General features: G+C 40.6%; 19 protein-coding genes. 9 read left to right on the forward strand and 10 right to left on the reverse strand.

What is annotated here, in order from left to right; genetic code table 11:
- Positions 1–38 precede the first annotated feature (38 nt).
- Complete coding sequence (locus tag OIZ54_RS10835) at positions 39–1,232, reverse strand: HD-GYP domain-containing protein (protein ID WP_264390395.1); 1,194 nt, start codon at positions 1,230–1,232, stop codon at positions 39–41.
- A 119-nt stretch (positions 1,233–1,351) separates the two neighbouring features.
- Positions 1,352–5,155 carry a bifunctional proline dehydrogenase/L-glutamate gamma-semialdehyde dehydrogenase PutA gene (putA, locus tag OIZ54_RS10840; protein ID WP_264390396.1) on the reverse strand — a complete coding sequence of 1,268 codons (3,804 nt, stop codon included), beginning with the start codon at positions 5,153–5,155 and terminating at the stop codon, positions 1,352–1,354.
- A 207-nt stretch (positions 5,156–5,362) separates the two neighbouring features.
- On the opposite strand from putA, the gene OIZ54_RS10845 reads away from it, so the two are divergent.
- Positions 5,363–5,845: a winged helix-turn-helix transcriptional regulator gene (locus OIZ54_RS10845; RefSeq protein ID WP_055252943.1), complete on the forward strand. Its 483-nt coding sequence runs from the start codon at positions 5,363–5,365 to the stop codon at positions 5,843–5,845.
- Positions 5,846–5,957: 112 nt separating this feature from the next.
- Here the strand turns inward: OIZ54_RS10845 and OIZ54_RS10850 are convergent, their stop codons facing one another.
- Positions 5,958–6,563 (reverse strand): TIGR04211 family SH3 domain-containing protein, encoded by a 606-nt coding sequence (locus OIZ54_RS10850; protein ID WP_024034313.1) that lies wholly within the window; start codon positions 6,561–6,563, stop codon positions 5,958–5,960.
- Positions 6,564–6,778: 215 nt separating this feature from the next.
- Between OIZ54_RS10850 and OIZ54_RS10855 the strand changes: the two genes are divergently transcribed.
- The 3 genes from OIZ54_RS10855 (at position 6,779) to OIZ54_RS10865 (ending at position 11,505) form a co-directional block, all read left to right on the forward strand.
- A complete protein-coding gene (locus OIZ54_RS10855) occupies positions 6,779–8,299 on the forward strand; it encodes a CYTH and CHAD domain-containing protein (RefSeq protein WP_024034312.1) in 1,521 nt (506 codons plus the stop codon).
- A 163-nt stretch (positions 8,300–8,462) separates the two neighbouring features.
- A complete protein-coding gene (locus tag OIZ54_RS10860; protein ID WP_264390397.1) occupies positions 8,463–9,272 on the forward strand; it encodes a phosphate/phosphite/phosphonate ABC transporter substrate-binding protein in 810 nt (269 codons plus the stop codon).
- Complete coding sequence (locus OIZ54_RS10865) at positions 9,259–11,505, forward strand: ATP-binding protein (RefSeq protein WP_264390398.1); 2,247 nt, start codon at positions 9,259–9,261, stop codon at positions 11,503–11,505. The genes OIZ54_RS10860 and OIZ54_RS10865 overlap by 14 nt, the downstream gene beginning before the upstream one ends.
- 24 nt (positions 11,506–11,529) lie before the next feature.
- Here the strand turns inward: OIZ54_RS10865 and OIZ54_RS10870 are convergent, their stop codons facing one another.
- A complete protein-coding gene (locus tag OIZ54_RS10870; RefSeq protein WP_264390399.1) occupies positions 11,530–13,047 on the reverse strand; it encodes a S10 family peptidase in 1,518 nt (505 codons plus the stop codon).
- A 336-nt stretch (positions 13,048–13,383) separates the two neighbouring features.
- Here OIZ54_RS10870 and OIZ54_RS10875 point away from each other — a divergent pair, with 336 nt between their 5' ends.
- The 4 genes from OIZ54_RS10875 (at position 13,384) to mrcB (ending at position 18,898) form a co-directional block, all read left to right on the forward strand.
- Entirely contained in the window at positions 13,384–14,604 is a 1,221-nt protein-coding gene (locus OIZ54_RS10875) for a response regulator (protein ID WP_029773860.1), read from the forward strand.
- Between the two features lie 221 nt (positions 14,605–14,825).
- Positions 14,826–15,164, forward strand: a complete 339-nt coding sequence (locus tag OIZ54_RS10880; RefSeq protein ID WP_004587162.1) for a P-II family nitrogen regulator — start codon at positions 14,826–14,828, stop codon at positions 15,162–15,164.
- Positions 15,165–15,176: 12 nt separating this feature from the next.
- On the forward strand, positions 15,177–16,406 hold the full coding sequence (locus OIZ54_RS10885; protein ID WP_004587161.1) for an ammonium transporter: 1,230 nt from the start codon (positions 15,177–15,179) through the stop codon (positions 16,404–16,406).
- 149 nt (positions 16,407–16,555) lie between these two features.
- Complete coding sequence (gene mrcB, locus OIZ54_RS10890) at positions 16,556–18,898, forward strand: penicillin-binding protein 1B (protein ID WP_264390400.1); 2,343 nt, start codon at positions 16,556–16,558, stop codon at positions 18,896–18,898.
- 62 nt (positions 18,899–18,960) lie between these two features.
- Here mrcB and OIZ54_RS10895 read toward each other — a convergent pair whose 3' ends face one another.
- The 5 genes from OIZ54_RS10895 to OIZ54_RS10915 form a co-directional block, all read right to left on the reverse strand.
- Complete coding sequence (locus OIZ54_RS10895; protein WP_264390401.1) at positions 18,961–20,802, reverse strand: methyl-accepting chemotaxis protein; 1,842 nt, start codon at positions 20,800–20,802, stop codon at positions 18,961–18,963.
- 157 nt (positions 20,803–20,959) lie between these two features.
- A complete protein-coding gene (gene hemL, locus OIZ54_RS10900) occupies positions 20,960–22,240 on the reverse strand; it encodes a glutamate-1-semialdehyde 2,1-aminomutase (protein WP_096042116.1) in 1,281 nt (426 codons plus the stop codon).
- A 35-nt stretch (positions 22,241–22,275) separates the two neighbouring features.
- Positions 22,276–23,292, reverse strand: coding sequence for an aspartate carbamoyltransferase (locus OIZ54_RS10905; RefSeq protein ID WP_004587156.1), 1,017 nt, complete (start codon positions 23,290–23,292; stop codon positions 22,276–22,278).
- Positions 23,293–23,408: 116 nt separating this feature from the next.
- The gene (locus OIZ54_RS10910; protein WP_248442964.1) at positions 23,409–23,843 is read right to left on the reverse strand and encodes a CopD family protein; all 435 of its coding nucleotides are present in this window, start codon (positions 23,841–23,843) and stop codon (positions 23,409–23,411) included.
- Positions 23,844–23,850: 7 nt separating this feature from the next.
- Entirely contained in the window at positions 23,851–25,533 is a 1,683-nt protein-coding gene (locus tag OIZ54_RS10915; protein WP_055252948.1) for a chloride channel protein, read from the reverse strand.
- Between the two features lie 248 nt (positions 25,534–25,781).
- Here OIZ54_RS10915 and erpA point away from each other — a divergent pair, with 248 nt between their 5' ends.
- Positions 25,782–26,120, forward strand: coding sequence for an iron-sulfur cluster insertion protein ErpA (erpA, locus tag OIZ54_RS10920; RefSeq protein ID WP_002958911.1), 339 nt, complete (start codon positions 25,782–25,784; stop codon positions 26,118–26,120).
- A 48-nt stretch (positions 26,121–26,168) separates the two neighbouring features.
- Here erpA and OIZ54_RS10925 read toward each other — a convergent pair whose 3' ends face one another.
- Entirely contained in the window at positions 26,169–26,357 is a 189-nt protein-coding gene (locus OIZ54_RS10925; protein ID WP_004587152.1) for a hypothetical protein, read from the reverse strand.
- Positions 26,358–26,594: the final 237 nt, after the last annotated feature.

The following is a 26,594-nucleotide window of genomic DNA, read 5'->3' on the forward strand; positions in this document are numbered from 1 at the left end:
TAAAGTAAAGCCGCAAAACTGCGGCTTTACTTTTTAACTCAAGGTAAAATAGCGTTTTTGTAAAAGCGCTCTAAATCAATGTTGTAGTCGGTCGGCTTAACGGTTGATTCGAGCTTGTCAGCTGTTTTTTTATTTGCCAAGTTTATATCTTGCATTTCCGTGTAGCGACCGTGTTTAGCACTATAAAATGTTTTAACCACCGGCTTTAAAGGTGTTTCAGGGTTACTCTGTGTAACCAAGCCTACTTTTTGGCTAGATAAGCGCACTAAGGTGCCTACAGGGTGAATGCCAATACATTGGATAAACTTAGTAAGTAGCTCACCATCAAAGCTATCAGGGCAACCATCTTTTAAAATTTTAAACGCTTTTATAGGCTCCATACCTGCTTTATATACCCGCTCTGCCGTAAGTGCATCATATACATCTACAATTGACGCCATACGTACGTATTGGCTTATCTCATCGCCTTTTTTGGCAAACGGATAGCCTTTTCCGTCTAAGCGCTCATGGTGTAGGCCGGCAATATCTACAGCAATCCCCGTTAACCCCGCTTCTTCTAAAATTTGCTTAGAATACAGAGCATGGTTTTGCATAATTTTAAATTCGTCATCACTAAAGCGACCCGGTTTATTGAGCACTTCGTCAGGAATTTTAATTTTTCCTATGTCATGTAACAAAGCACCTGTAGTGAGCTCTACAATAATGTCGCGCTCTATGCCTAAGTGCTTTGCAAAAATACCCATTAAAATAGAAACGTTGATAGAGTGCTCTAATAAGTAAGCATCTTTTTGGCGCATTTGGGTTAAGCAGGCTAGGGCATCTTGGTTTCTAAAAATAGAGTCCATAAAGCCACTGGCAAGCTCTTTAAAAGGCGCTATGTCTATATTTCTACCCGCTTTTATATCGCCAAAGGCCTTTTGTTGAAGTGTTTTAGCTTCGTCGTAGAGCTTTTTAGCTTTGCCCATTTCTTGTTCACTACTGTGAACTTTAAGCCAAGGGTCGCGTTTTTTAATCTCTGCCTTAGGCGCAGGGGCTTGAGTGTCGGGCTCGGGTGTAGTTAATGTTTTATCTGGATCTATCTCTATTTCTAAAATGCCCGCTTTTTTGAGCTTATCGATACTCGCCTGAGTCTTAACCCAGCCTTGGTTCTTAATTTTTATGCGCCCAGTTTGTTTTGTAACACTTTGAACAAACATGCCAGGCTGTAATTGCGAAATAGAGATAACTTTCAATTTTTTTACTTCTGTAATGGATCTTTGTTTAAATTATCATCATTATACGTTGCAGGGTAAAAAAAAAGGCACTTTTAAGTGCCTTTTTTTACATTTTTAGTTAATTAGTACTAGATGGGCTATTCGTCATCTTCTACTAGGGTCATCAGTGAAGTATTACCACCAGATGCGGTAGTATCTATACTGATCGTTTTTTCAGTAATTAAGCGCTTAATTAACGTATCGTAATACTCTGAAGTAATTACTGGTAAAATAGCGCCTTTACGCTGTGCAAGTTGTTGGCTGAAGTAACCTAAACGAGACGAACGTGCAGCAACCACCGCACCCGCTAAGTGAGGGTGAGCCAAAATAGCTTGTAGCTGATTAGGTTTTGCAACCTGGAACACGCCCTCAGCAACGCCTGTGGCAATAAACTTATCTTTAAAGGCTACCGCTTCATCGTAAAATAGCTCTGATGCTACCGTAATTACTGTATTACCTGCAGCAAGTGCTGTAATGATTGAAAGCGCCCAAAAGTTAAATGACGTGCTTTTATCTGCATAACATACTACACAACCACGTGCTTCAAGGTGCAAGGTGTTTGATTCACCAGTAGGCCCAGGCAAAGTAGTAAACTTACGCATGTGTTTTTCTAAACGGTTAAGTTGTGCACGCGCTTCTGAAAGCGTTAATGCCAAATCGTCCGCTAGATCATCAATAATTTCGACCGTTGCTACTTTAGCAAGCAACTGACGAACAGCCGATACACGGTCATTTAACGGTGTTGCACGCCAAATTTTCTCATCGCGCATTGAGTTAGCCATTAGCTTTTCAACTTGCTCGTTTGCACCGCTGTAATGGTGTAAATCAAGCTCATCTGGCGTTAGGTTAGTCATTTGTACGTTATCAGGTGATGCTTTCTCTTTTACTAAACGCTGCAGGTAGTTAGGGCCACCGGCTTTAGGGCCAGTACCAGATAAACCACGGCCACCAAATGGTTGCACACCTACAATGGCACCAATCATGTTGCGGTTTACATATACGTTACCCGCACGCGACATTTTAGCTAGGTACTCACAACGCTCTTCAATACGTGAATGAACACCCATTGTTAAGCCATAACCTGTGTTGTTAATTTGGTCAATCACGTTGTCGATATCATTCGCTTTAAAGCGAATAATGTGCACACATGGACCAAATACTTCACGCTTAAGTACTGATAAATCTTCGATTTCGTATAAACGAGGGGCAAAAAAGTAGGCGCCATTTTCGGTGTTATCAGGGATCTTACATTCGTAATGAAGTGTTGCATTACCTTTTAAGTATTCAACATGATCATTTAGCGTTTTAAGGGCTTTTTCATCAATTACTGGGCCTACATCGGTAGAAAGTAATGACGGATCGCCAATATGCAGCTCGGCGAGTGCGCCTTTAAGCATTTCAATAATGCCATCGGCTACATCTTCTTGTATAAATAATACACGCAGTGCTGAACAGCGCTGGCCTGCACTTTGAAAACCTGAGCTTATTACATCATCAACAACTTGCTCTGGCAGCGCTGTTGAATCCACAATCATACAGTTTTGGCCACCGGTTTCTGCAATTAACGGTACTTGAATATCGTTACGCGCAGCCAGTGTTTGTGAAATCAGTGTGCCTGTTTCTGTAGAACCAGTAAACATAACTGCCTGAATACGCTCATCAGGTACGATTGTTTTACCTACCTCAGAACCACGGGCAATCACCGGCTGTACTACATGCTCTGGTAAGCCAACCGAAAGCATTAACTCAATAGCGCGAAGTGCGATTAAGCTTGTTTGCTCTGCAGGTTTTGCAATAACAGTATTACCAGTCACTATCGCAGCGGCCACCTGACCTAAGAAAATAGCAAGCGGGAAGTTCCACGGGCTAATACATAAAATTACACCGCGTGCTTCAAAGCGCTCATCGCTTGCAAGTTCTTCTGCACGTGCCGCGTAGTAACGACAAAAATCAACGGCTTCACGTACTTCGTCAATACCATCTTGCGCAATTTTACCGGCTTCTTTAATACAAATAGCGACGAGCTCGTCGTGGTGACGCTCTAGAATATCTGCCACGCGGCGTAATAAATTAGCACGCTCTTTTACAGATGTTTGTGACCATGACTCAAACGCCGCTTCTGCATTGGCCAAAATGTCTTTCATCTCATCGCCAGATTGCAGTTTAACGTGGCCGATGATTTCGTTGTGATTAGCTGGGTTTTTAACTGCTAATGCGCCTTCAGGTACTTGGCTTTGATCAATTAAGTGATCGTTAAACCAGTTTTCAAGGTTTTCTTTGAATGGCGTAATTACATTAATATCGGTTAAGTCCATGCCTTTAGAGTTAGCACGTTCATCGCCGTATAAGTCGATTGGCATTTTAATTTGCGTATTGTACTTATTACGTAAACCTTGCAGTGTTTCTACTGGATCAGGTAATAGCGACTCAACAGGTTTAGTGGTATCTACAATGGCGTTTACAAACGATGAGTTAGCGCCATTTTCTAGTAAACGACGTACTAAGTAGGCAAGTAGGTCTTCGTGCTGGCCAACGGGTGCATAAACACGGCATTGAATTTTTTCTTCATTTACGATTTGGTCAAATAAAGATTCGCCCATACCGTGTAAACGCTGGAATTCAAATCCGGTGTTATCGCCTTTAGCAACTTCTAAAATAGTGGCTGCAGTGTAAGCGTTGTGTGTTGCAAATTGCGGGTACAGTACATCGCGTGCTTCTAGCATTCTAATAGCACAAGCTTTGTAAGATACATCGGTAGTTGCTTTACGCGTAAATACTGGGTAGTGCTCTAAACCATCTTGTTGCGTGGTTTTAATTTCTGTATCCCAGTAGGCACCTTTTACAAGGCGAACCATCATTTTACGGCCTACACGAGTAGCAAGTTCAGTTACCCATTCAATAACAAAAATAGCGCGCTTTTGGTATGCTTGTACGGCTAAACCAAAACCTTGCCAGTTACCTAAATCTTCATCGCTGAATACCGCTTCTATAACATCTAGAGAAATATCTAAGCGGTCAGCTTCTTCTGCATCAACTGTAAAGCCAATGTCGTACTTTTTAGCAGCAAGCGCGAGCTCTTTCAGTTTAGGTACAATTTCGGCCATTACGCGGTCTTTATGCGTAAACTCATAACGTGGATGAATAGCAGAAAGTTTAACTGAAATACCTGGGCTTTTAACTGGGCCACGGCCATTTGCCGCTTTACCAATTGCATGGATTGCGTTCATGTAGCTGTCGAAGTAACGCTTGGCATCTTTCATTGTGCGCGCGCCTTCGCCTAGCATGTCGTATGAGTAAACGTAGCCTTTTTGCTCTTTTTCAGCTGCGCGTTCAATGGCTTCGTCAATGGTGCGACCCATAACGAACTGCTTACCCATAATTTTCATGGCAAAGTTTACAGACTTGCGAATCACAGGCTCGCCTAAACGACCTATGGTCTTTTTAAGCATGCCAAATTGCTGTTCTTTGGTTTTATCTGTGTAGTTAACCATTTTACCGGTTACTAATAATCCCCACGAAGAAGCATTAACGAATAAAGAATCGCTGCTTCCTAAATGAGAACTCCAATCACCTTTAGCAAGCTTGTCACGAATTAACGTATCTTGCGTGGCTTTGTCTGGTACGCGAAGTAGGGCTTCGGCCAAACACATTAACACTACACCTTCCTCACTAGAGAGTGAGAATTCATTTAAAAGTGCGTCTACACCGCTTTGACCGTCTTGATCTTTTCGAATGTTTAAAACAATCTGGCGAGCTCTTTCCCATGCACGGCTTCGTGCTTTAACACCCACTTCTGCAAGTGGTAAAATATGATCAATAACAGCATTTTCATCAATGCGGTAAAAATCACGAATTTTCTGTCTTGTAGGACAGGTTGTTGTCAAATCGCCATTGAATAACATAAGCAACCCTTAGGAATGTTAATATGTAAATAGTAGAACAAAATTTATGTGCTTGGGCTGTTGAGCTAAAGCAACTTTGCTACCAATAAATTACCAGTGATGTAATGCGTGCATTCTAATTAAATTTCAGCAGAATATGCTGGTTAAATTTCACGATTTACGATAATTTACAGGGCATATTTTCAACTTATCCGTATAAAATTCTGTATGACAAGTCCAAATAGATTACGCCTGCTTGATCGTATCGATTTAGCAATATTAGACGTTCTTCAAAAGAACGGCAGAATTTCTAATGTTAACCTAGCAAAACAGGTTAATTTAAGTCCTAGTCCATGCCTTGACCGTGTAAAACGTTTAGAGCAAGAAGGCTATATAGAAGGGTACTTCGCAAAGCTTAGCGAACAAAAGCTGAATCAGAGCTTAGTAGCACATGTGCAAGTATCGCTGGTGACATCTAACACGGCTGTTTTTAAAGTATTTAAAGAGCATATACTTAAAATTGAGCAAGTTGTAGAGTGCGATATGGTAGCGGGAGGGTACGACTACCTGCTAAAAATTAGGGTCTCGGATATGGATGAGTATCGACAGGTGCTAGGAGACTTAGTCGATATTCCGGGAGTAGGTACTCACCATACTTACATGGTAATAGAAAAAATTAAGCAGGATCCTGGTTTACGTTTGGATATTTAAAAACCAAATGCTTATTGCAATACATTACACACACATTAAAAAAGCACCTAAGGGTGCTTTTTTAATGATTAGCCAGCGGCTATTAAACTTAGTTAACCAAGGTTTAGGTTAATTAAGCCCACCCTTCGTAGCGCTTACGGCGCGAAAGTACAACGGTAAGTATAATACCTAAAAACAAACCTATAAAAGCAATAGCGCCACCATAAGTAAGTAGTTGGCGTTTTTCTTTTGCAGTGGCTGCTTGTTTTTGAGCGCGTTCTTGCTCAAGCGTTGTTTGCAGCTCAGTAATTTGTTGATTAAGCAATTTGTTTTGATTAGTTAAGCTTTGATTATGTTCTTGTAACTGGGGTAGTTCAACTTGTGCTTGGCGTAGTTTGTTTTGCACTGTGCTCATTTCGCTACTGAGTGTTTGATACTGCTGATGAAGCCCTGGCGTTTGCGATATAAATTTAGACTCAACCCAACCTTCACGGTCTTTATCGTCTTTTATTTTTATAAAGCCGTTTTCTTCTTTTGATAGCACGGTTAATTTAGTACCCGCATCTACAGAGCCAAGTAAGCGGTAGTTTTTACCTGCGCCAGAGCGCATAAAGGTATATAGATTATCGATTATATAAGCTGAATTTGCATCTGATGAATTGGCTGTTTGAGCTTCTTGTGCTTGGCTTATAAACGAGGTGGCTGTTAAAAGTAGCCCTAGTAAACAGTGTTTTAGCATTTATCTACCTTGTTAGTCTATCCGTGTCCGTTGTGGTTGTGATTGAGATTTTCACATAAGTAGTGAGATAGTATGGATTAAACGCGTTAATAGCAAGGTTGATATTGTAACCCAGTGCGGGCGTTGCTCAGCCAAAAAGGTTAAAAAATTTGCAAAATGAGGTGGCTTTGTTTATTTTGAGCACTTATTTATTTTAAAGGTAATCCTCAACCCTAATGGATACTGAGATAGAACTGAAGTTTTTGGTATCAGATGCCGTTGTTCCACTGATCCCCTCGCTAATCACACAATTTGCTAAAACGGTTATTAATAAACCTTCACGTAGTTTGCAAAATGCCTATTACGATACCCCAAGTAGAGAGCTTAGAGCCCTTGATATAGGTTTTAGAACCCGCTGTGCCGACAGTAAATGCGAACAAACAATAAAGCTTGCTGGCGAAGTTGTGGGTGGGCTACACCAACGTCCTGAATACAACTTACCAATTGAATCAAGCCGTCCTGATTTATTAGCATTTAATAATGCTATTTGGCCTCATGGTATGCAAGTGAATGCTATTAGCGATAATTTATATCCTATTTTTAGCACTAACTTTATTCGTCGTACTTGGTTAATAGAAACTCCAAATGGCGCAAAAATTGAAGTCGTGCTAGATAAAGGCGAAATAGCAGCATCGGGTAAGGTTGATATTATTAGCGAGCTAGAAATAGAGCTTGTTGAGGGCAACAGAGACGAGCTATTTGCTTTGGCAGATAAACTTGTTAGCCAAAACTGTATTCGTTTAGGGCTTTATTCAAAAGCAGCTAGAGGCTACCGACTAGCCGATGAAACACCGCTTAAACCAAGTAAGTCTATTGGGTTTGTAAAATTAAAAAAACAAGCAACTCAAGAGCAAGCACTAATAGAGGCCATGAACTTTGGTATTCGTTTTGTGCAAAAGCATGAGCAGTGTTACTTTGACAAGCCAAGTTTAAAAACGCTCAAACGTGTGACTGATGGCATTAGCTTAATTAGGCATAATTTTTGGTTGTTTGACGATATTGTAAGTAAAGACAGTACTGAGCAATTAAGAACAGAGTTAAAGTGGCTGTTAAGTGAATTAGCCTGGGTTGAAAATGCAATTCAGCTAAAAACTTATACATCTAAACGCCATGCATTTTATAAAAAAATAAATGCAGCGCCTGCATTAGCGCAAGTTATTAACGATTTAAAAGAGCTACAGCCAAGCATTGATGATATTAATGCTTTGTTTCAAAGCGCGCGATACAACCGTTTATTGCTGTCGTTGACTACTTGGTTGGTAGATAAACAATGGCGTAAGTTTTGGGGGCAAACTCAACTACAGGCGGCAGAGCAGCCAGTAGCTAAAATTGCTAAACGTTTATTTAATAAAGATTGGCAAAATTTAGATAAGCTACTTCCTAAAGAGCAAACGCTTACAGCACAAGATTATTTAAGCTTACGCACCCAATTAGAAAACAGCTTATTAAGCGGTAATTGCTTAGGGTCATTGTTTGACAAAGAAGAGCGCTTAGAATTTAGACTGCCGTGGCTGGATATTTCTCATGGTATGTACGAGCTCAGCACGCTGGAATATTTAAAGCAGCTTTGCGGCGGGCAAGAAGACGAGCAATTGGCTAAAATTCAACAGTGGCTAGATCAAAAGTCAGATTACTTAGTCAGTGCAATGGAGCAAAGCCGTTTAGCGTCTTTTGATATAGAGCCGTACTGGCAGTAATATATTTAAGCAGGTGTGTATTGGCGCCTGCTTTTATCTTTTTGTTGAAACTTTCTTAAACCTCCTTAATTAAATAACCTCTTAATTTCTACGTAATAAAAATGGTGCGTTAGTCACTCGTTAACTATGCTTATAGTCATAAACCTACAACGGTAAGACTAATATGAAGTGTAGTGTTGTTTTGCTTTTTTTATTCAATAGTATGGGTGTCTATGCTCAAACCTTTACTTTTGGTGTAGTTCCGCAATATGAGCCTCAAAAGCTCACTGCAATATGGCAGCCCTTTCTTAATAAAGTAACCGAAAAAACAGGCGTACAACTACAGCTTGTTACCGTGGAATCAATCCCGGTTTTTGAGCAAGGTTTTGCAGATGGCGATTACGATTTTGCTTATATGAACCCATGGCATAGTGTGATTGCTTACAACAAACAAGGCTATTTACCTATAGTGAAAGATGCTGCGCGCCATTTGCAAGGCGTATTAGTGGTCAATAAAAACAGTAATATTGAATCCGTTAAGCAGCTTGAAGGTGCCGAAATTGCTTTTCCTGCGCCTAATGCGTTAGGCGCTTCTTTATTAATGCGGGCGGAGCTTGCCCTATTGTATGGCTTAACAATAAAGCCTGTGTATGTTCAAACGCACTCATCTGTTTATTTAAATGTGGCACTTAACGCAACGCCTGCCGGCGGCGGGGTGATGGGCACATTAAAGCAACAGCCTCAAAATTTGCAGCAAAAGCTAAAAGTTATTTACAAAACGCGTAAGGTTAGCCGCCACCCCATTGTGGTTCACCCTAGAGTAAATAATCAGGTACAAGCGCAAGTTCAACAAGCAATTATAGAAATAGGGAGCGACCCTAAACAAAAACACTTACTAGCGGGTATTCCTATAATTAACCCAAGTAAAGCAAGCATTGACGATTATAAACAATTAACGCAATGGGGTTTACGCTCGTTTTATGTTGAAAATTAACTGGTGGCGCAGCCTAAGGGTTCAAAGCTTTATTGCGGTAATGGCATTTGGCTTTTTATTAATATGCTTATTTATTTTTTACGCTTTGCCAGAGCAAGCTAGGTGGGTAAACAATGGCCTTTCTAGCGCCGCGCAGCGCTCTTTACAGCAACTATCCACATCAATAAAAACCCCTTTATTAACTCGCCAATACGCACAGCTTTATGAGCAAATAGACGCGCAACTTAATACAAACCCTAATTGGAAAGCAATTAGAGTAGTAGAGCCGACTACAGGTAATCAGTTATATCCTTTAGATGAGTGGCAGCTGTTAGCGCAGCAGGGCAATGTTACGTTAAATGAGCAGATTACTTTTTTAGATAAACCTTTGGCTGAAATAACGTTAGTCGTTAATTTTGAAGACAAAATAAACGAAGCGGCTAAGCTACATTACACGTTAATTTATATTCAGTTTTTTATACTTGTGGTGTTTTTTATTGGCTTAGCTTGGTTGGTCGATTATAGAATTACCAGCCCTTTACGGGCGCTCGAAGTCGCCTTTTCTAAACTGGCTAAAGGGAACTTTGATTGCCACGTTAGCGTTCAGCAAAAAAATGAGATTGGCAGCGTCATAAATGCATTTAATAAAATGGCCGGTGAGGTTGCTACTAATCATCAAAAAGTAAACGCGCTGAGAATTCAAGCCGAGTCGGCCAGTAAGGCTAAGTCTGACTTTATGGCGAGTATGAGCCATGAGCTTAGAACGCCGTTAAATGCGATTTTAGGGTTAGCGCAGCTTTATCAATATGACAGTAAAGCAACCGAGGTACACAAAGACAATGCGCAAAGTATTTACCAAGCTGGGGAGCATTTACTTTTACTAATAAACGACGTGCTAGATTTAACTTCTATTGAGTCGGGGAATATGCAGTTTAATTTTGAATATGCCCCCGTGAAAGACATGCTACAGCATAGTATTGAAATGGTGAGCGAACTTGCCAGAGTTGAGCTTGTTACTATAAATACTCACAATATTGACTCCCTTGAAGGTATTTACTTATATGTAGATAAGCGCCGTTTTAAACAGGTGCTGCTTAATTTACTTTCCAACGCAATAAAATATAACAAAGTGCGAGGTAAAATAGATATACGCTGCGAGATTGCTGATTCAAGCCGCTGTAATATTGATATTGAAGATACAGGGTGCGGTTTTTCAGAAGATGATATTTTAAGGCTTTTTAAGCCCTTTGATAGACTAGGGGCAGAGACCAGTAAAACACATGGTACGGGCATAGGTTTAGTTATTACTAAAGAGCTTGTAGAGCGTATGCAAGGGCAGCTACAAGTAAATAGCCAAATAAATAAAGGCGCGTGTTTTACCATTAGCTTTAATGGTTTTAAAGAAAGCGCTTTAACCACTATACAAGCTGATGAGCCGATAAGTCACCCCAGCAGTGAGCCGGCAGACTCCGCCTCAGGTAAACTCCCAGTATTAAATGTGCTGGTGGCAGAAGATCAACTGACTAATCAGCAGGTTTTAAAGCAGCAACTGACCATGCTTGGTGTTAATTCAACGTTTGCAAATAATGGCGAACAGGCCTGGCAAATGCTCCAAGATAAGTCCTTCGATATGCTACTTACCGATATTCAAATGCCGTTGCTAAATGGCCTTGAATTGGCTAAAAAAATCCGAAAAAACACACAGTTCAATGAGCTCATAATTATTGCTGTTACGGCCAACATAATGGAAAAAAACATTCAAGATTGTTACAGCGCTGGGATGAACGGTTTTTTAACTAAACCGATAGAGCTTGAAAGCCTAAAAGCACTGTTGATGAAACACTCGCAAGGCATTGTTCCTTCGCATACACAGCCGCTGCAAATCACAGCGCAAGCAAGCTCTATGTACAGTCAATTAGATATGCCTTTATTGTTTTCGATGTTAGGAAAAGATACGCATGTACATTGTTTAGTCTTTCAGGCGTTTTTACAGACCGCTTATGAGCAAGTTAAATTAATTGAAGCGTATACACATAGTTTAAATTACACCGATTTATCTTTTCAAGCGCATGGTTTAAAGTCATCTGCTAAATCGGTTGCAGCGTTAAAGTTAAGTGATATTTGCCAGCAAATAGAAAGCTTAGCCGCGCAAAATAAGGTCGATGAAGCGTTATTATTTGCACTACAAACAGGGTTTAATGAAGTGGTTACACAGTTAAAAGTGTACTGTAATAAACATGAGGCATCTTCTTAATGCCTCATGTAATGGCCCTTTTAATTAATATTTAGCGGCCTGCCCTTTAGCGGGTAGGGATCTTAAAATGAAGTCGCGTAAGTCGTTATTTGAAAGCTTAAGATCTTCATGTCGTAGGTACATCATATGGCCGCTGCGGTACCCTTTAAAGCTTAACCTATCTTTCATTTTTCCACTTGGGTCAAGCTGCCATAACGTGTATTTAGCATCAAAGTAATTTGTTGCGCCATCGTAGTAACCCGCTTGAATCATGACGTTTAAATACGGGTTTTGTGCCATCGCTAAACGTAAGTTTTCGCCGGTATTATTTTTACTACGATCCCATGGGTGAACATTGCCAAATAAGTTGTATTTAACATCCGTTTTATAGTTGAGCTCTTCACGCAGGTAATAGTTAATTGCAGGCGTAAATGAGTGCAGCCAAGAGGTAAGCTCAGCCCAGTAATCAGGTGATTCGCCAGCATCGCGTTTATCAATACCTAAATAGCGCGAATCTAGACGCCCGACAGTTTGTCCGCGCTCACGTAAAAGTTCTTTCCAAAAAAATCGAGTGGGAATATCTAAGTTGTTTTGCGCTACAAACTGCTCTGAAAGGCCTGCATATTCGGCCATCTTCTTTATTATTTGGCGTTTTTTATCGGCATCGATAAAGCCACCTTTAGCGAGGGCAGGAATAAGCTCATTAATAGTGAACTGTTCTACCTCGGGTAAAAGTTCATTGAGATCTTTTTCTTGCAAGTTTTTATTCAGTGCTTTGTGATACCACGCAGTTGCAGCAAAATAAGGTAAGCGATTAGCCGCTTTTATAGGGCCGTCGCGTTTTATACCAATATCGGTCGGCGATACTAATACCACCCCATTAATGTACATCCATTGACTGTTTTGTAGTTCATGGGCAAGGCCTGATACACGAGTAGTGCCGTAGCTTTCTCCAATTAAAAACTTAGGTGAGCGCCAGCGCTCGTTTCGGTTAACAAAGGTATTTAGCCATTCAGCTAAGTATTTTATGTCGGCATTGACACCAAAAAAGTGCTCTTTTTGTTGCTCTTTCGAAAGCATTTCACCTTTAGCGTTTTCTACTACGCGTGAATAACCTGTATTTACCGGATTTACATAAACAATATCTGCTACATCTAATACTGAGTAGGGGTTATCTTTTACGCCATAAGGCTGAATGGGGTAGCCTTCGTCATCAATTTTTAATACGCGTGGGCCAGTATAGGCTAAGTGCATCCATACAGATGCAGAGCCAGGACCGCCATTAAACGATATCAGTAATGGGCGAGCTGCGGTGTTATCGACTTTATCTCGTGTGTAATAGGTATATTGTAATGTGGCAATGGTATCGCCATTATCATTCCACACCGGCTGAGTGCCTGTTTTAACTGTGTAGCTAAAGCGTTCACCATTAATTTTTGCTTTATGCTTAGTGACTACGTGGCTATCAATGTCTATTTTTCGTTGGTTTTCTGCTGTTGCAGTACTGCTAAGTAATACGATGGCAAGCGCTAAGGTGTAACGAGTTAATTGGACAAGCTTCATTGTCGTTCCTTATTTTTGTTTAGATGCTATTTAAAATAAAAAACACACAAATAACAAAAGTATTGAGATTAATGGTCGATAATACTGGTTAAGTCTAAACTTATACACGGCGTGTTTGTTTATTTAGGGTTAATTTATCCTAGCGTGTTTAGCTTAGCTAAAAAATCAAGTATATTTGGTCGACTTTGTATTTGAATTAAATACAAGCCTTGCGCTTACATTAATGGACCTAGCCTACTTACTGGCTACATAAACAGAACTTTATTGGATGTTTTCATAGCTTGTCGCTTCAGTGCAAGTTTAAGTACGTAAAATAACAAGATTAAAGAGAAGTTTATGCAAAGAGTATTAGTGGTTGAAGACAGTAAAGTAGTGCAGCAGGTGCTACGCCACTTAACGGCTCAATATTTAGATGTCGCTGTCGATTTCGCATGGTCATTAAATGAATGCCAAGACTATATTGAGAAACATAAATACTCGCTGGCTTTAGTTGATTTAACTTTGCCTGATGCACCTAATGGCGAGGTCGCTAAATTTACACTTTCACACGCCATTCCTACTGTGGTACTTACCTCAAAAATTGATGAATATAAGCGCCAACAAATGCTAGAGCTTGGTGTTATTGATTACGTAATTAAAGACAATCGCGATTCATACCATTACGCTATTAAGTTAGTGGCTCAGCTTCTGAGAAATCAAGGCTGTAAGGCGTTGGTTGCTGATGATTCGGTGTTAAGCCGCTCCTTAATGAAGCAAATGCTAGAAAAGCAATTATTTGATGTAACCGATGCGCAAGATGGTCAGCAAGCACTCGAAATAATAAAAAGTAACCCTAATATAAAATTGCTCATGACCGATTATGCGATGCCATTAATGGATGGCTTTGAACTGGTTAAAGCGGTGCGTAATTTTAGAGGGCGCGATGATTTGGCCATTATCGGGCTTTCGGGGGCAGGTAAACATGGGTTATCGGCTCGGTTTATTAAATACGGTGCCAACGACTTTTTAACAAAGCCATTTATGAATGAAGAGTTTCATTGTCGTGTTATGCAAACAATGGAGCAGTTGTCACTGATTGCGGATATTAAAGAAAGTGCTTACAGAGACTATTTAACGGGTATGTATAACCGCCGTTATTTTTACCAATATGCAGAGCAACTATTAAAAAAACAACAGCAAAATACGCTTGCATTACTCGATATAGATTTTTTTAAAAATATTAATGACACCTTAGGCCACGAAGCGGGCGATCAGGCACTAAAGCAGGTAGCCACGTTAATTAAAACTACGTTTTCTAAGTTTACCGTTGCGCGGGTGGGCGGCGAAGAGTTTGCCATTATATTAGATGATATAGACACGGCGCGTGGGCGAGAGTACTTAGAAGGCTTTAGAAAAAAACTCGCTAAACATGAATTTTTAATCGATGAAAAACCGTTTTCTATCACCATTAGTATTGGTGTTGCTGATTTTCAAAACACTGATTTAACTCAGGCCATGCGCATCGCAGATGCGGCCCTTTACGAAGCCAAAAACAATGGCCGAAACTGTGTTGTGTAAATATAAAAAATAACACTAATTACAAGCTAGTAGGGCATCACTTTTGGTGATGCACCAATGTAGCTAAGTTGTTAAAAAAGCGCACCTTGATGGTGCGTTTTTTTTGTTTTAAATTTACTATTTACGTTTATCTTATTGATATTAAGTGTTTTTTAATAGTGGCACAAAGGTTGGATTATGTAAGTCAACAGGATAACAATAAAGCGTCCGAGGGGGCCACTATGAAAATGATTAGTGCAATCATAAAACCATTTAAATTAGATGATGTGCGTGAAGCGCTCGCTGATTTAGGTATTGAAGGGATGACCGTAGTTGATGTTAAAGGTTTTGGACGTCAACGAGGCCATACAGAGCTGTATCGTGGAGCAGAGTATCAGGTAGATTTTATTCCAAAGATCAAACTTGAAATTGCTACTCGTACTGAAAATTGCCAACGCGTAGTTGAAGCAATTACCAAAATTGCATCAACAGGCAAAATTGGTGACGGTAAAATTTTCGTGTACGACTTAGATCAAATTGTGCGTATTCGTACGGGCGAACTTGATGAAGAAGCAATTTAAGGGGGCTGATTAATGGAAAACACAATTGTAGAACTCAAATTTTCACTCGACACCTTTTATTTTCTGGTGTCGGGTATATTAGTAATGTGGATGGCAGCAGGTTTTGCCATGTTAGAAGCGGGTTTAGTTCGCTCTAAAAACACCACTGAAATTTTAACTAAAAACGTGGCGCTGTATTCTATCGCATGTACCATGTTTTTATTAGTTGGCTACAACATTATGTATGTAGACAACGCTGAAGGCGGTATTATCCCTTCAATTGGCGCATTAATTGGCACGCAAGCGGCCGATGCTGACCACTCTTTAGAATCTGACTTTTTCTTCCAAGTAGTATTTGTTGCAACGGCTATGTCGATTGTATCGGGTGCCGTGGCTGAACGTATGAAGTTATTTGCTTTCTTAGCATTTGCAGTTGTTTTAACTGGCTTTATTTACCCAATGGAAGGTTACTGGACATGGGGTGGCGGTTTCTTATCAGAAATGGGCTTTGTTGATTTTGCAGGCTCTGCCATTGTTCATGGTGCTGGTGCTGCAGCTGCTTTAGCAGGTGTAATTTTACTTGGCGCTCGTAAAGGTAAATACGGTAAAAACGGTGAAATTTACCCAATTCCAGGCTCTAACCTACCACTTGCTACATTAGGTACGTTTATTTTATGGATGGGTTGGTTTGGTTTTAACGGTGGTTCGCAATTACTTCTTTCAGACAAAGAAAATGCAACGGCTGTAGGTCAAATTTTACTTAATACTAACGCTGCTGCTGCAATGGGTGCAATTGCCGCACTGTTTGTATGTAAAGTGTTATGGGGTAAGGCAGATTTAACTATGGTATTAAACGGCGCATTAGCAGGTTTAGTGGTTATTACAGCAGACCCACTTTCACCATCTCCATTAATGGCGTGTTTACTAGGTATTTTAGGTGGGTCACTGGTTGTATTTAGCATTGTAGCTCTAGATAAAGCGAAGATTGATGACCCAGTTGGTGCTATCTCTGTTCACGGTGTATGTGGCGCGCTAGGTATTATGTTAGTGCCTGTATCTAACGGCGATGCAAACTTTGTAACACAGCTTATTGGTTTAGTGACTATTTTAGCCTTTGTTTTTGTAGCTTCATTTATTGTGTGGGCTATTTTAAAGCAAACTATGGGTATTCGCGTAACCGAAGAAGAAGAGTTAAGCGGTATGGACCAACACGATTGTGGTGTTGATGCTTACCCTGAGTTTGTATCTGTTCGCAGTAACTAATATTAAATAGATTAATCATTGTGTTCACAAAGCCCTACCTTGGTAGGGCTTTTTTTCGTTTCAGGGAAGGTTAACTTTTCAGGTGTTAGGCTATAGCCAATATGCTAAGCTCACACTCGTGAATAAACCTTGGAATAAATTACATTTAAATGGCTGACAACAAAAAAACACCCAGTAGTAAAACCACTTCTAAGCGTGCACCTAAAGCAACCAGCTCGCCAGGTAAAGCTAAATCAAAAACGACTAAAAAAACGTCAAACACTGTTGTTAAACGCACATTTATGCGAAAAACATGGTCTGTTTTTTGGAAATTGAGCTTAGCTGTTTTTATTGCTATGGCCATGTATCTTATATATTTAGATTCAAAAACAACACGTATATTTGAAGGTAATAAATGGCAGTTACCCGCCCAAGTATACGCACGCTCAATGGAGTTTTACCCAGGGCAGTTTTTATCTAGCCAAGAGGTTGTGTGGGAGCTTGAGCGCCTAAATTATTCATCAGTTAACAGGCTAAGCCGCACGGGGCAGTTTGTAAAAACAGCCGATAGCATAAAAATTTACCGACGCGACTTTGAGTTTTATGATGGCCTTGAAGAATCGCACATTATTGAGCTACGTTTTGCCGGGCAAAAGGTAGCAACCATTAAAGATAAATTTGGCAGGCGCCTAAACAGCGCTCGCCTAGAGCCTGTGCAAATAGCCCGTATTGGAAATGATTCAAAGCAAGATAGAGAGTTTGTACCGCTTGATAAGTTTCCGCCTATGTTGAAAGACACGTTATTAGTAGTAGAAGATCGGGATTTTTATCAGCACCATGGTGTGTCGGTATTTTCTATTTTGCGCGCGCTTTATTCAAATATTAAAGCAGGGCGTACCGTGCAAGGTGGTAGCACCTTAACGCAGCAGCTTGCAAAAAATATATACCTAACGCGTGAGCGTTCTTTAGTGCGTAAAATAAATGAAGCATTTATTGCGCTTATTCTAGATTACCGTTATTCAAAGGATCAGATTTTAGAAGCTTATTTGAATGAAGTTTACCTAGGACAATCTTATAACCAAGGCGTGCATGGCATGGGCTTGGCCTCTGAGTTTTATTTTTCAAAGCCTGTTGATGAGCTGGAATATGACCAAATAGCGCTGCTGGTAGCGATGGTCAAAGGGCCTTCGTATTACAATCCTCGACGCTATAAAGAGCGCACTATGGAGCGTCGCGACCTAGTACTGCGCTTAATGGTTGAAAACAAGCTACTAACTACAAAAGAATACCGTGCATCACTTAAACGCCCAATTGATATAGCGCCTATGAAAGCAAGTTTACAAAAGTCATACCCTGGCTTTTTAGAACTTGTAAACCGTGAGCTTAAGCAGTTATTACCTGATCAAAAAACACTAGATGCTGGGGTTCGTGTATTTACTTACTTTGATTTGCAAAAACAAACGGCGATGGAAGAGTCCATTCAAAAAAGTTTACCGTATTTAGAAAAACGCCCTAACACCGATAAACTCGAAGCAGCCATGATCTCAGTTAATGTAGAAAAAGGCGGTGTGTCGGCTTTAGTGTCGGGGCGCGATGTTCGCTACTCAGGTTTCAACCGAGTGCTCGATACTAAACGAAATATTGGCTCTCTAGTTAAACCCGCGGTGTACTTAACAGCCCTGCAGTTACCACACTATAACTTAGCCACATTACTTGATGACTCCCCTGTGCAGGTAACAAATGAGCAGGGTAAAGTGTGGCAACCTGAGAACTTTGATCACCAATACCGAGGTGCATTGCCACTTTATAAAGCCTTTAGTAACAGTATTAATATTCCTGCGGTAAATTTAGGCCTAGATGTAGGTGTTGATAAAGTTGCAAATACGCTCAAAGGATTAGGCGCAAAAGGTAATATAGATGAATACCCCTCGCTGCTACTTGGTGCTGTAGAAATGTCGAGCTTTGAGGTTGCCCAGCTTTATACCACTATCGCAGCAGATGGCGAGTATAGAGAGCTTACCTCTGTATCTGCCCTTACAGACTCGGTAGGTAACGTTTTGTATAAGCATAAAGTTAAGTCTGAGCCGCGCTTTGCAAAAGACGCTGTATATATGACTAAATATGCCATGAAGCGAGTGACAAAAGACGGCACCGCTAAGCGTTTAAATTTACACTTTCCATCAATTCAGCTTGCCGGTAAAACAGGCACTAGTAATGATTTACGTGATAGCTGGTTTGCAGGGTTTGATCAAAACACAGTGACCGTTGCGTGGCTTGGTAGAGACGATAATAGAAGCACCGGTTTAACCGGTAGTGTGGGCGCGTTAGAAGCTTATATTCGTTACTTAAAACCGCTCAACCCTGAAGCAATAGCAGATACACGTCCGCCATCAATTAGATGGGCTTTCGTCAATGAAAGAACGGGTTTACAAGCACCGCCCGGATGCGGAAAAGTCATTCAGTTACCACTAAGAGCCAGTGAGTTTGAACCTAGGCCGCAGTGTATACGCTAATAAAATAAAACCTTAATAATAAAACCGCTAACTCAGCGGTTTTATTATATTTAGCTTACCTATCAAGATTTAAAAAACTGCATTGATTTAGTTAAGTGATCAGAGAGCTGACTAAGTTGCTGTGCGTCTTGCAGTGTAGATTGTGCAGAGAGAAGAGTTTGATCTGCTAAGTTACTGACTTCTTGTGCATCACTTAATGCTTGGGTGGTTGCGTTAGATTGCTCTTTAACCCGCAGTGCTATCTCTTCGCCTTGGTGTTTTATATCGCCCATGCTTTGCTCTGCACTTTGTAAAATATCGTTTGTTTCGGTGGCGGCTTTTACCGATTGTTCCATCTTCTGGACACTTGAGCGCATTTTTTGTTGTGTATCGTCAGAGGCTTGTTGGAGTGAGCTAATTATTTGGTGAATTTCTTGCGTTTGAGTTTGTGTACGCTGCGCAAGGGTTCTTACTTCATCAGCTACCACGGCAAAACCACGGCCATGCTCACCGGCTCGTGCTGCCTCAATGGCGGCATTAAGTGCAAGTAAGTTAGTTTGATCGGCTATTTCGCTAATGCCTTTACTTACTTTACTAATTTCTTGGCTATCTTGAGCTAGTCTATCTAAGGCTTGTTGGCTTTCGGTAAATTCAACTTGAAGGTCTTGCATGTATTTGGCTAGTTCCATGGTGTTGTTAGAGCCTTGCTTTACATGCTGCGCGGCATCTTGTGCTGTTAACACCGCTTGATTAGCAGAGTCTTCAACACTTAGCGCACTTTGCTCCATATTACTTAGTGCATCATGAATAGCGTTTACCCGCATTTGCTGTTTTTCAACATCGTTACTCGTTTGGCTGCTTGCCTGTGAAAGCGATTTAGTGGCGCCGCATAGATCCACAGTACTTGCTTTTACATTCTCTAAAAGTTTTGAAAAGGCATTAAGAAGTGCGTTATATCGCGCTGCAATAATATCCATTTCATCATTAGTACTTGAGTTGATAACCGCATTTAAGTCGCCACTTGCTGCTCTTTGCGCAGCTTCGGCAAAGCGATTAATGGTATCGACCACAGCAAAGTAAAAACCTATCATCAAGTAAAACGCAAAGAGTAAACTTATTACAGATGCTGCTAATACTGTGTTTCTGATCCACTGCTGTGTTTGAAGTTTATTTTCAATAAGGGTTTCAAGGGTAGGGATGCTTTTATCAATTAGTTGGCTAATACGACTAAGCACTTGGCTGGTAAGCCCTGCAAATTCGTTTTGTGTAAGCTGTATATCATCTGGTTCAAGCAGCTTTTTATCAATGGCTGTTTTAAAAGCGGCTATGGCGTTATGTAAATTAGTGAGAGAGGGCGTCAGTGCTTTATTTACAGATGCATCGGCCGTGGTGGCAATTGTAAGTATTTTATCGAGTTGCTGCTGGTACAAAGGTAGCGACTTACTTAAGTTTGAAAGCGCAATAAAAGTCTCTGGTGTAAAACGCTGATTAGTAAGAACAGTATTAGCGCTTTGCGCTGTCGCATTTATCTGCATGATAAGCGCAGGTATAGGCGTAACTAATGCGCGATTAACATAAGCACTCGCAAGTTGGTTATCTAAGGCTAAATTAGACTGTATTGAAACCAGCTCAAGTACGTCATTCATTTGCTCATCTTTTACATTAAAACCACGTGCTTTTGCTACTTTTACATTTTTATAGGTTTCACCCTGCATTTGATTTGCAAGAATGTCTCTGTAGCCCAGTAAACCTTGTTTTTGCATTTGAGAGACGCTGATACTCTCGCTTAATAAAGAGACTAAAAAAAACAAACTAAGCGCAAGGGGTAATAATAAAATTCCAAAAACTAAACCAATTTTAGTTTTATATTTTAAGTTGCCCATTAATGATATAGCAGGTGCTGCTAAGTGCCTTAAGCTCGTCATACGTTTCTCTTGTGGGGTAAAAGTGAGTCTAAAAAGTGAGACCGTATAAAGGCTAAAAACCATTCAATTATCAATACGCACAAATAAAAAAAGCCCGTAAGGGCTTTTTTTAACTTTAGAGTTAATAACGCACATTATTAACACATGTATTGGATGCTTATAGCTTAGCGAAGGCGCGCTCTGCAGCTTCAATAGTTGCTTGTACTTCTTGCTCTGTGTGCGCAGCACACACAAACCCTGCTTCAAATGCAGAAGGTGCTAGGTATACGCCTTCTTCCAGCATTAAGTGGAAAAAGCGTTTAAAACGTTCTAAATCACATTCTGTAGCTTGTTTATAAGTGGTTACTTTTTCAGCTTCAGTGAAGAAAAAGCCATACATACCGCCAGCGTAGTTAGTGGTTAAAGGAATGCCTGCTTTTTTAGCGCCTGCCTCAAAGCCTTCACAAATAGCTTTAGAAATAGCTTCTAACTTATCGTGCAAACCTGGCTCACTTAATAGCTCAAGCGATTTTAAACCCGCAGCCATTGCAATAGGGTTACCAGAAAGAGTACCGGCTTGGTAAACCGGACCTACTGGCGCAATGTAATCCATAATTTCGGTTTTGCCGCCAAAGGCACCAACAGGCATGCCGCCGCCAATGACTTTACCTAAACATGTTAAGTCAGGTTTTATGTTGTAATACGCCTGAGCGCCACCTAAAGCAACACGAAAGCCGGTCATTACTTCGTCAAAAATAAGCACTGATTTGTACTCATCACATACTGCACGCAAGCCGTCTAAAAAGCCTTCTACAGGAGGAATACAGTTCATGTTACCCGCAACTGGCTCAACGATGATACAGGCAATGTCGTCTGCGTATTTTTCAAATACCGCTTTTACTTCATCAAGGTTATTAAACGATACGGTAAGCGTGTGCTTTGCAAAATCCTCAGGGATACCGGGTGAATTTGGCACACCCATGGTTAATGCGCCAGAGCCTGCTTTTACTAATAATGAGTCGGCATGGCCGTGGTAACAACCTTCAAACTTAAGGATTTTATCACGCCCTGTATAGCCACGAGCTAAGCGAATGGCGCTCATTGTTGCTTCGGTACCTGAGCTTACCATGCGTACTTTTTCGATTGAGGGAACAAGCGCTTTTACTTTTTCAGCCATTAAAATTTCAGCTTCAGTGGGCGCCCCATAACTTAAACCGTTTTCTACCGCTTCGTGAACAGCTTGCTTTATAGCAGGGTGGTTATGGCCCATGATCATCGGGCCCCACGAACCTACATAATCAATATAACGGTTGCCATCGGCATCAAAGGTAAATGCACCCTCGGCTTTGGTAATAAATAGTGGCGTGCCACCTACACCGTTAAATGCACGTACAGGTGAATTTACGCCACCAGGAATTGAAGTTTGTGCGCGATTAAATAAATCTTGGCTAATTGTCATGAAAAATCCTATTAGTTGTCGCTTGGTAAAAGTGTTTAGCTGTCGCGTTTGCGGCTAAACCAAGGTACGTCTACTTCATATTGCTCGACTTTGTTTTCTACGCCGAGGGTTAAAGCAAACAGTGCCATACGAATTAACACGCCATTTTGTACTTGGCGGAATATAGCTAAATTGTCGTTACTGTTTAAGTCGTTATCAAGCTCATTAGCTTCTAAACGGCTATCGCGTGGTAGCGGGTGCATAAGCACGGAGTTTGGCTTACAGTGCGCGTTATAAATTGATTGGCTAATTCTAAAGCCGCCACGGTATTTATTAGCCTCTTCTTGTGAAGGGAAGCGCTCTTCTTGAATACGTGTTTGGTACACAATATCGGCTGCTAAGTTCCCTTCCATTTTGTTGACTAATTGTATTTTATGGCCTGCATTTTCTACCGCATCTAAAATACTCGTTGGCATTTGCAGGCCATCGGGCGCCACCATCGAAAATTTTACGTTTTTGTAATGGCACAATAATTTAGATAATGAATGTACTGTGCGGCCATATTTTAAATCGCCAACTAAGGCGATATGCATGCCATCAATGTTTTGATCAAATCGGTTGAGTTCGCGCTCAATAGTAAGTAAGTCAAGTAGTGCTTGAGTAGGGTGCTCGTTTGGGCCATCGCCACCGTTAATTACCGGAACGGTACAACCGTCTGCAAATTCGCTTACCGAGCCTGCATCAGGGTGGCGCATAGCGACGGCATCAGCGTACGCTGAAATAACGCGTGCAGTGTCGTAAAGCGATTCGCCTTTAGCAAGGGCTGAGCTTTGCATGCCGGTTGTTTCGCGCACGCCACCGCCTAATAAATTAAAGGCAGTACCAAAGCTTACACGCGTACGCGTGCTTGGTTCAAAAAACAAATTAGCTAAAATAGCGCCTTCTAGCACTGTTGTTTGCTTTTGTTTTTTAGCATAAGGCTCCATTTTTTTCGCTACTGCAAAAATACGCTCAATGCAGTCTCTGTCGAGTTGATTTACCGACAGTATATGTTCACCTTGGAAACTTAACATGGGGTTGTTCCTAATCAATCAAAGGGGCGCGATAATCCATTAAAATGGGGCACGCAATCGCGCGTGTTATAGTAAGTATTGTAAATTGCAGCGCAGTTTAACATGCGCTACACAGCTTATAAATTAGGTTTTATTACCGCAAGCGCTACAATAATTAGCAGCGCAATAACTGGGAGCTCATTAAAAATACGATAAAAACGGTCCGTTTTGGTATTTTTGTCGTGTTTAAAGTCGCTCAGTAATTTAAAGCAGTAGCCGTGATATAGATATAAAATAATGACCAGTACCAGTTTGTAGTGCAGCCACATGCTGTATCTAAACCACTCACGGCCATATTCTACAATAGTGAGTACACCAAAAACGGCCGTTAAAATAGCAAACGGGGTAACAAAAAAGAGTAGCCGGCGTTCCATCACTTTAAGCATAGAGTTACAGGCTTTTTCTTCGCTCATTGCGTGGTATACAAATAACCGAGGTAAATAAAAAATACCGGCAAACCAAGCAATCATAAAAAAAATGTGCAGTGTTTTATAAATTAGTAAAGCGCTCATAAGAATCCTAAAGTAGGCTGTTACGAATAGTTAAAATATTATTTATTTGATCCCAGCGTAATAGCCCCATTATTTGCTGATCATCTAGCAAGTTGTATACATACAGGGCGCCGCTGCGTTTATCTTTTAAAATATCAAAGGCATCAGCTAAGGTCGACTGGCTGCTAATGCCTTGTAAGCTAATGTAGTTTATATTTATGTTTTCGCCCGACATCAGGGTAAGGTCGTACTCTGCTAAGCGATAGCCGTTTTCTTCATCGTAAACTATTAAAGGGGTTTGGCTATCCATGGCGTCTAAGGTGTTTTTAATTTGCTCTTTATCGTCTGAATAAAGCAGTTTAAAGTCCTCATCCATATCATCCATTATGCCCACTTTTTGTAGCGCCTCCGTTGCGGGCGATACATGATAGGGTAGCCCCTGAAAATCGAGCTGTTGCAAAAATATAGACCGATTGCCAAATACTTGCAGCGCCGTTACATAGGCGGTTGTTATCACTAACATGGCCGGTACAATAATCTCTGGCGAGGACGTAAGCTCCATCACAGTAGTTAATGCTGCTAACGGCGCATGTAATGTAGCTGCGAGTAATCCTGCCATTCCTAATACGCCGTATGTGCCTGCAATGTCAGCACCTGGGCTTATAAATTGGGCAAAAAAGGCCATTAAAGTACCTGTTAATACACCTAGCCCAATAACGGGGCCTATTAAGCCACCCGGTATTCCTAGGCCAATGGCAAACAAGGTCGCTAGCAGTTTAGCTATTAAAATAGTGGTAAGTAGTTGCGCGTTTTCAGGCGATTCAACCGCAATAGTAATCGCGCTCATACCCGAACCCATTGCTTGGGGCACTGCATAGGCAATAATACTCGCAATACAACCTGCAATGAGTAAACGAGGAAACATGCTTAAAGGTTTAAATGTTTTTATGATCAGCATTAAATTTTGATTAAAGCTATAGGCAATTGCCCCTAAGGCCATGCCACATAAAATTAAATATGGGTAATGCCAACCACTCAATGGCGTAATGCTAATAAGTGCAAGCTCTGAGCCTTCACCAAACACAAATTGGGTTGCTAATGCACCAGTTAGTGCGGCAAGCATAATTGGTACAAAAATATGCACTTTGTACTCACGTAGCACCACTTCCATTACAAAAATAACCGCAGCCAGAGGGGTATTAAACGAGGCCGCAATACCAGCGGCGACACCACAGCCACTTAATGTACGCATGGCGTTATGCGGTAAATGAAGTTTATCGGCTAATATACTTGCGCCAGTTGCGCCCATATGAACAGATGGCCCTTCGCGGCCCACCGAAAAACCACTAATAAGTGCCAGTGCACCACCAACAAATTGATTTACGGTGTTGTAAAGCGGCATTTGCCCGTAGTGGCGTTTAATACGATGAATAACAAAAGGAATGCCTAATCGGTAGTGCTTAAAGCCAGTAAATGCAGCAAATGTAGCAATCAGTAGCGCAGCAATTAACGGCATTAAAACCCGTTCAAGAGTGGGGATAGTAGTAAAATTATCGGGAGTGTCTAAAAATAAGCTTTGAAAAAACAGAATCGTTAAGCGAAATAAAATAATAAAAAATGCAGCAATTAAACCAGCACTTACGCCTAATAAGCATAATTGCACAGAGGTTTTTGGTTTTGCTAATCGACGCCTGAGTTGCTCAAGCCACATGCTGTATTCTCCGCCACATTTTTTCAGCGAGCAGTTTAACAAAAGTGTGCAGGTAAGTCCTTGTGATTTTGCAATTTTAAACACTTATATTAACAAATATTACAGCAACCACTGAAAACACATTTTGCTATCGTATCGGCTAAAGCAATAGTTTAAAGCCTAAGATAGCGCAAGAGATGTTTGACTATACTTGATTAAAACACTCGGGTATTAGATAATCACGCCATTGCGATATTGAGGGTTTTAAAATGTCTGAAGAATTACCAATAAAGTTCAGCGATGCAGCTGCTGTTCGTGTTAAACAGTTAATCGACGAAGAAGAAAATCCAGATTTAAAACTGCGTGTTTACGTAACAGGTGGTGGTTGTTCTGGTTTTCAATATGGTTTTACTTTTGATGAAAAAGCAAATCCTGGCGATTTAGAAATAGTTAAAAATGGTGTAACCCTGGTTATTGACCCAATGAGTATTCAGTACTTAGTTGATGGCGAAGTGGATTACACCGAAGGGTTAGAAGGCGCACGCTTTTTTGTATCTAATCCTAATGCAACGACTACCTGTGGGTGTGGTGCAAGTTTTAGCGTTTAAGCAATTTACGCTTAGCTATTAAAGCCGCGTTAGCGGCTTTTTTAATGCCTAAAATTCAATTGGGCTGTAATGGGTAAACTGCATTATTAATACAAAAAAGCCTAATACAAAAGCAGAAAAGGCAAGTATGTATAAAAAGCCTTTTTTACCTTGTTTAATGGGTACTCCGTAGTGACGTAAAAACAAAAACCATAAAAAGCATAGTAAAATAGGCAACAAAAATAAGACTCTAAACATACTTCCTCTTTAGTCCCTTAGTTAGGGAAAAACGTTATTTATGGGAACTTTTTTACCCTTACTGTTGTTTAAACATCAATACAGCAAGGTTATTCGCACGTTAATTTGTAACAAAGTGCTTTTATCTTACAATTAATTTTTTAGGAAAAAACTTAATATTTTTGGTACGTTAACTTAAATATTCAGCATAAGTAAAGGTTAGTGGTTGGGTAAATTTATGCAAACTATGTAATTAAT

Origin of the sequence: Pseudoalteromonas sp. A3, assembly GCF_025942345.1 — a bacterium.
GTDB lineage: Bacteria > Pseudomonadota > Gammaproteobacteria > Enterobacterales > Alteromonadaceae > Pseudoalteromonas > Pseudoalteromonas atlantica.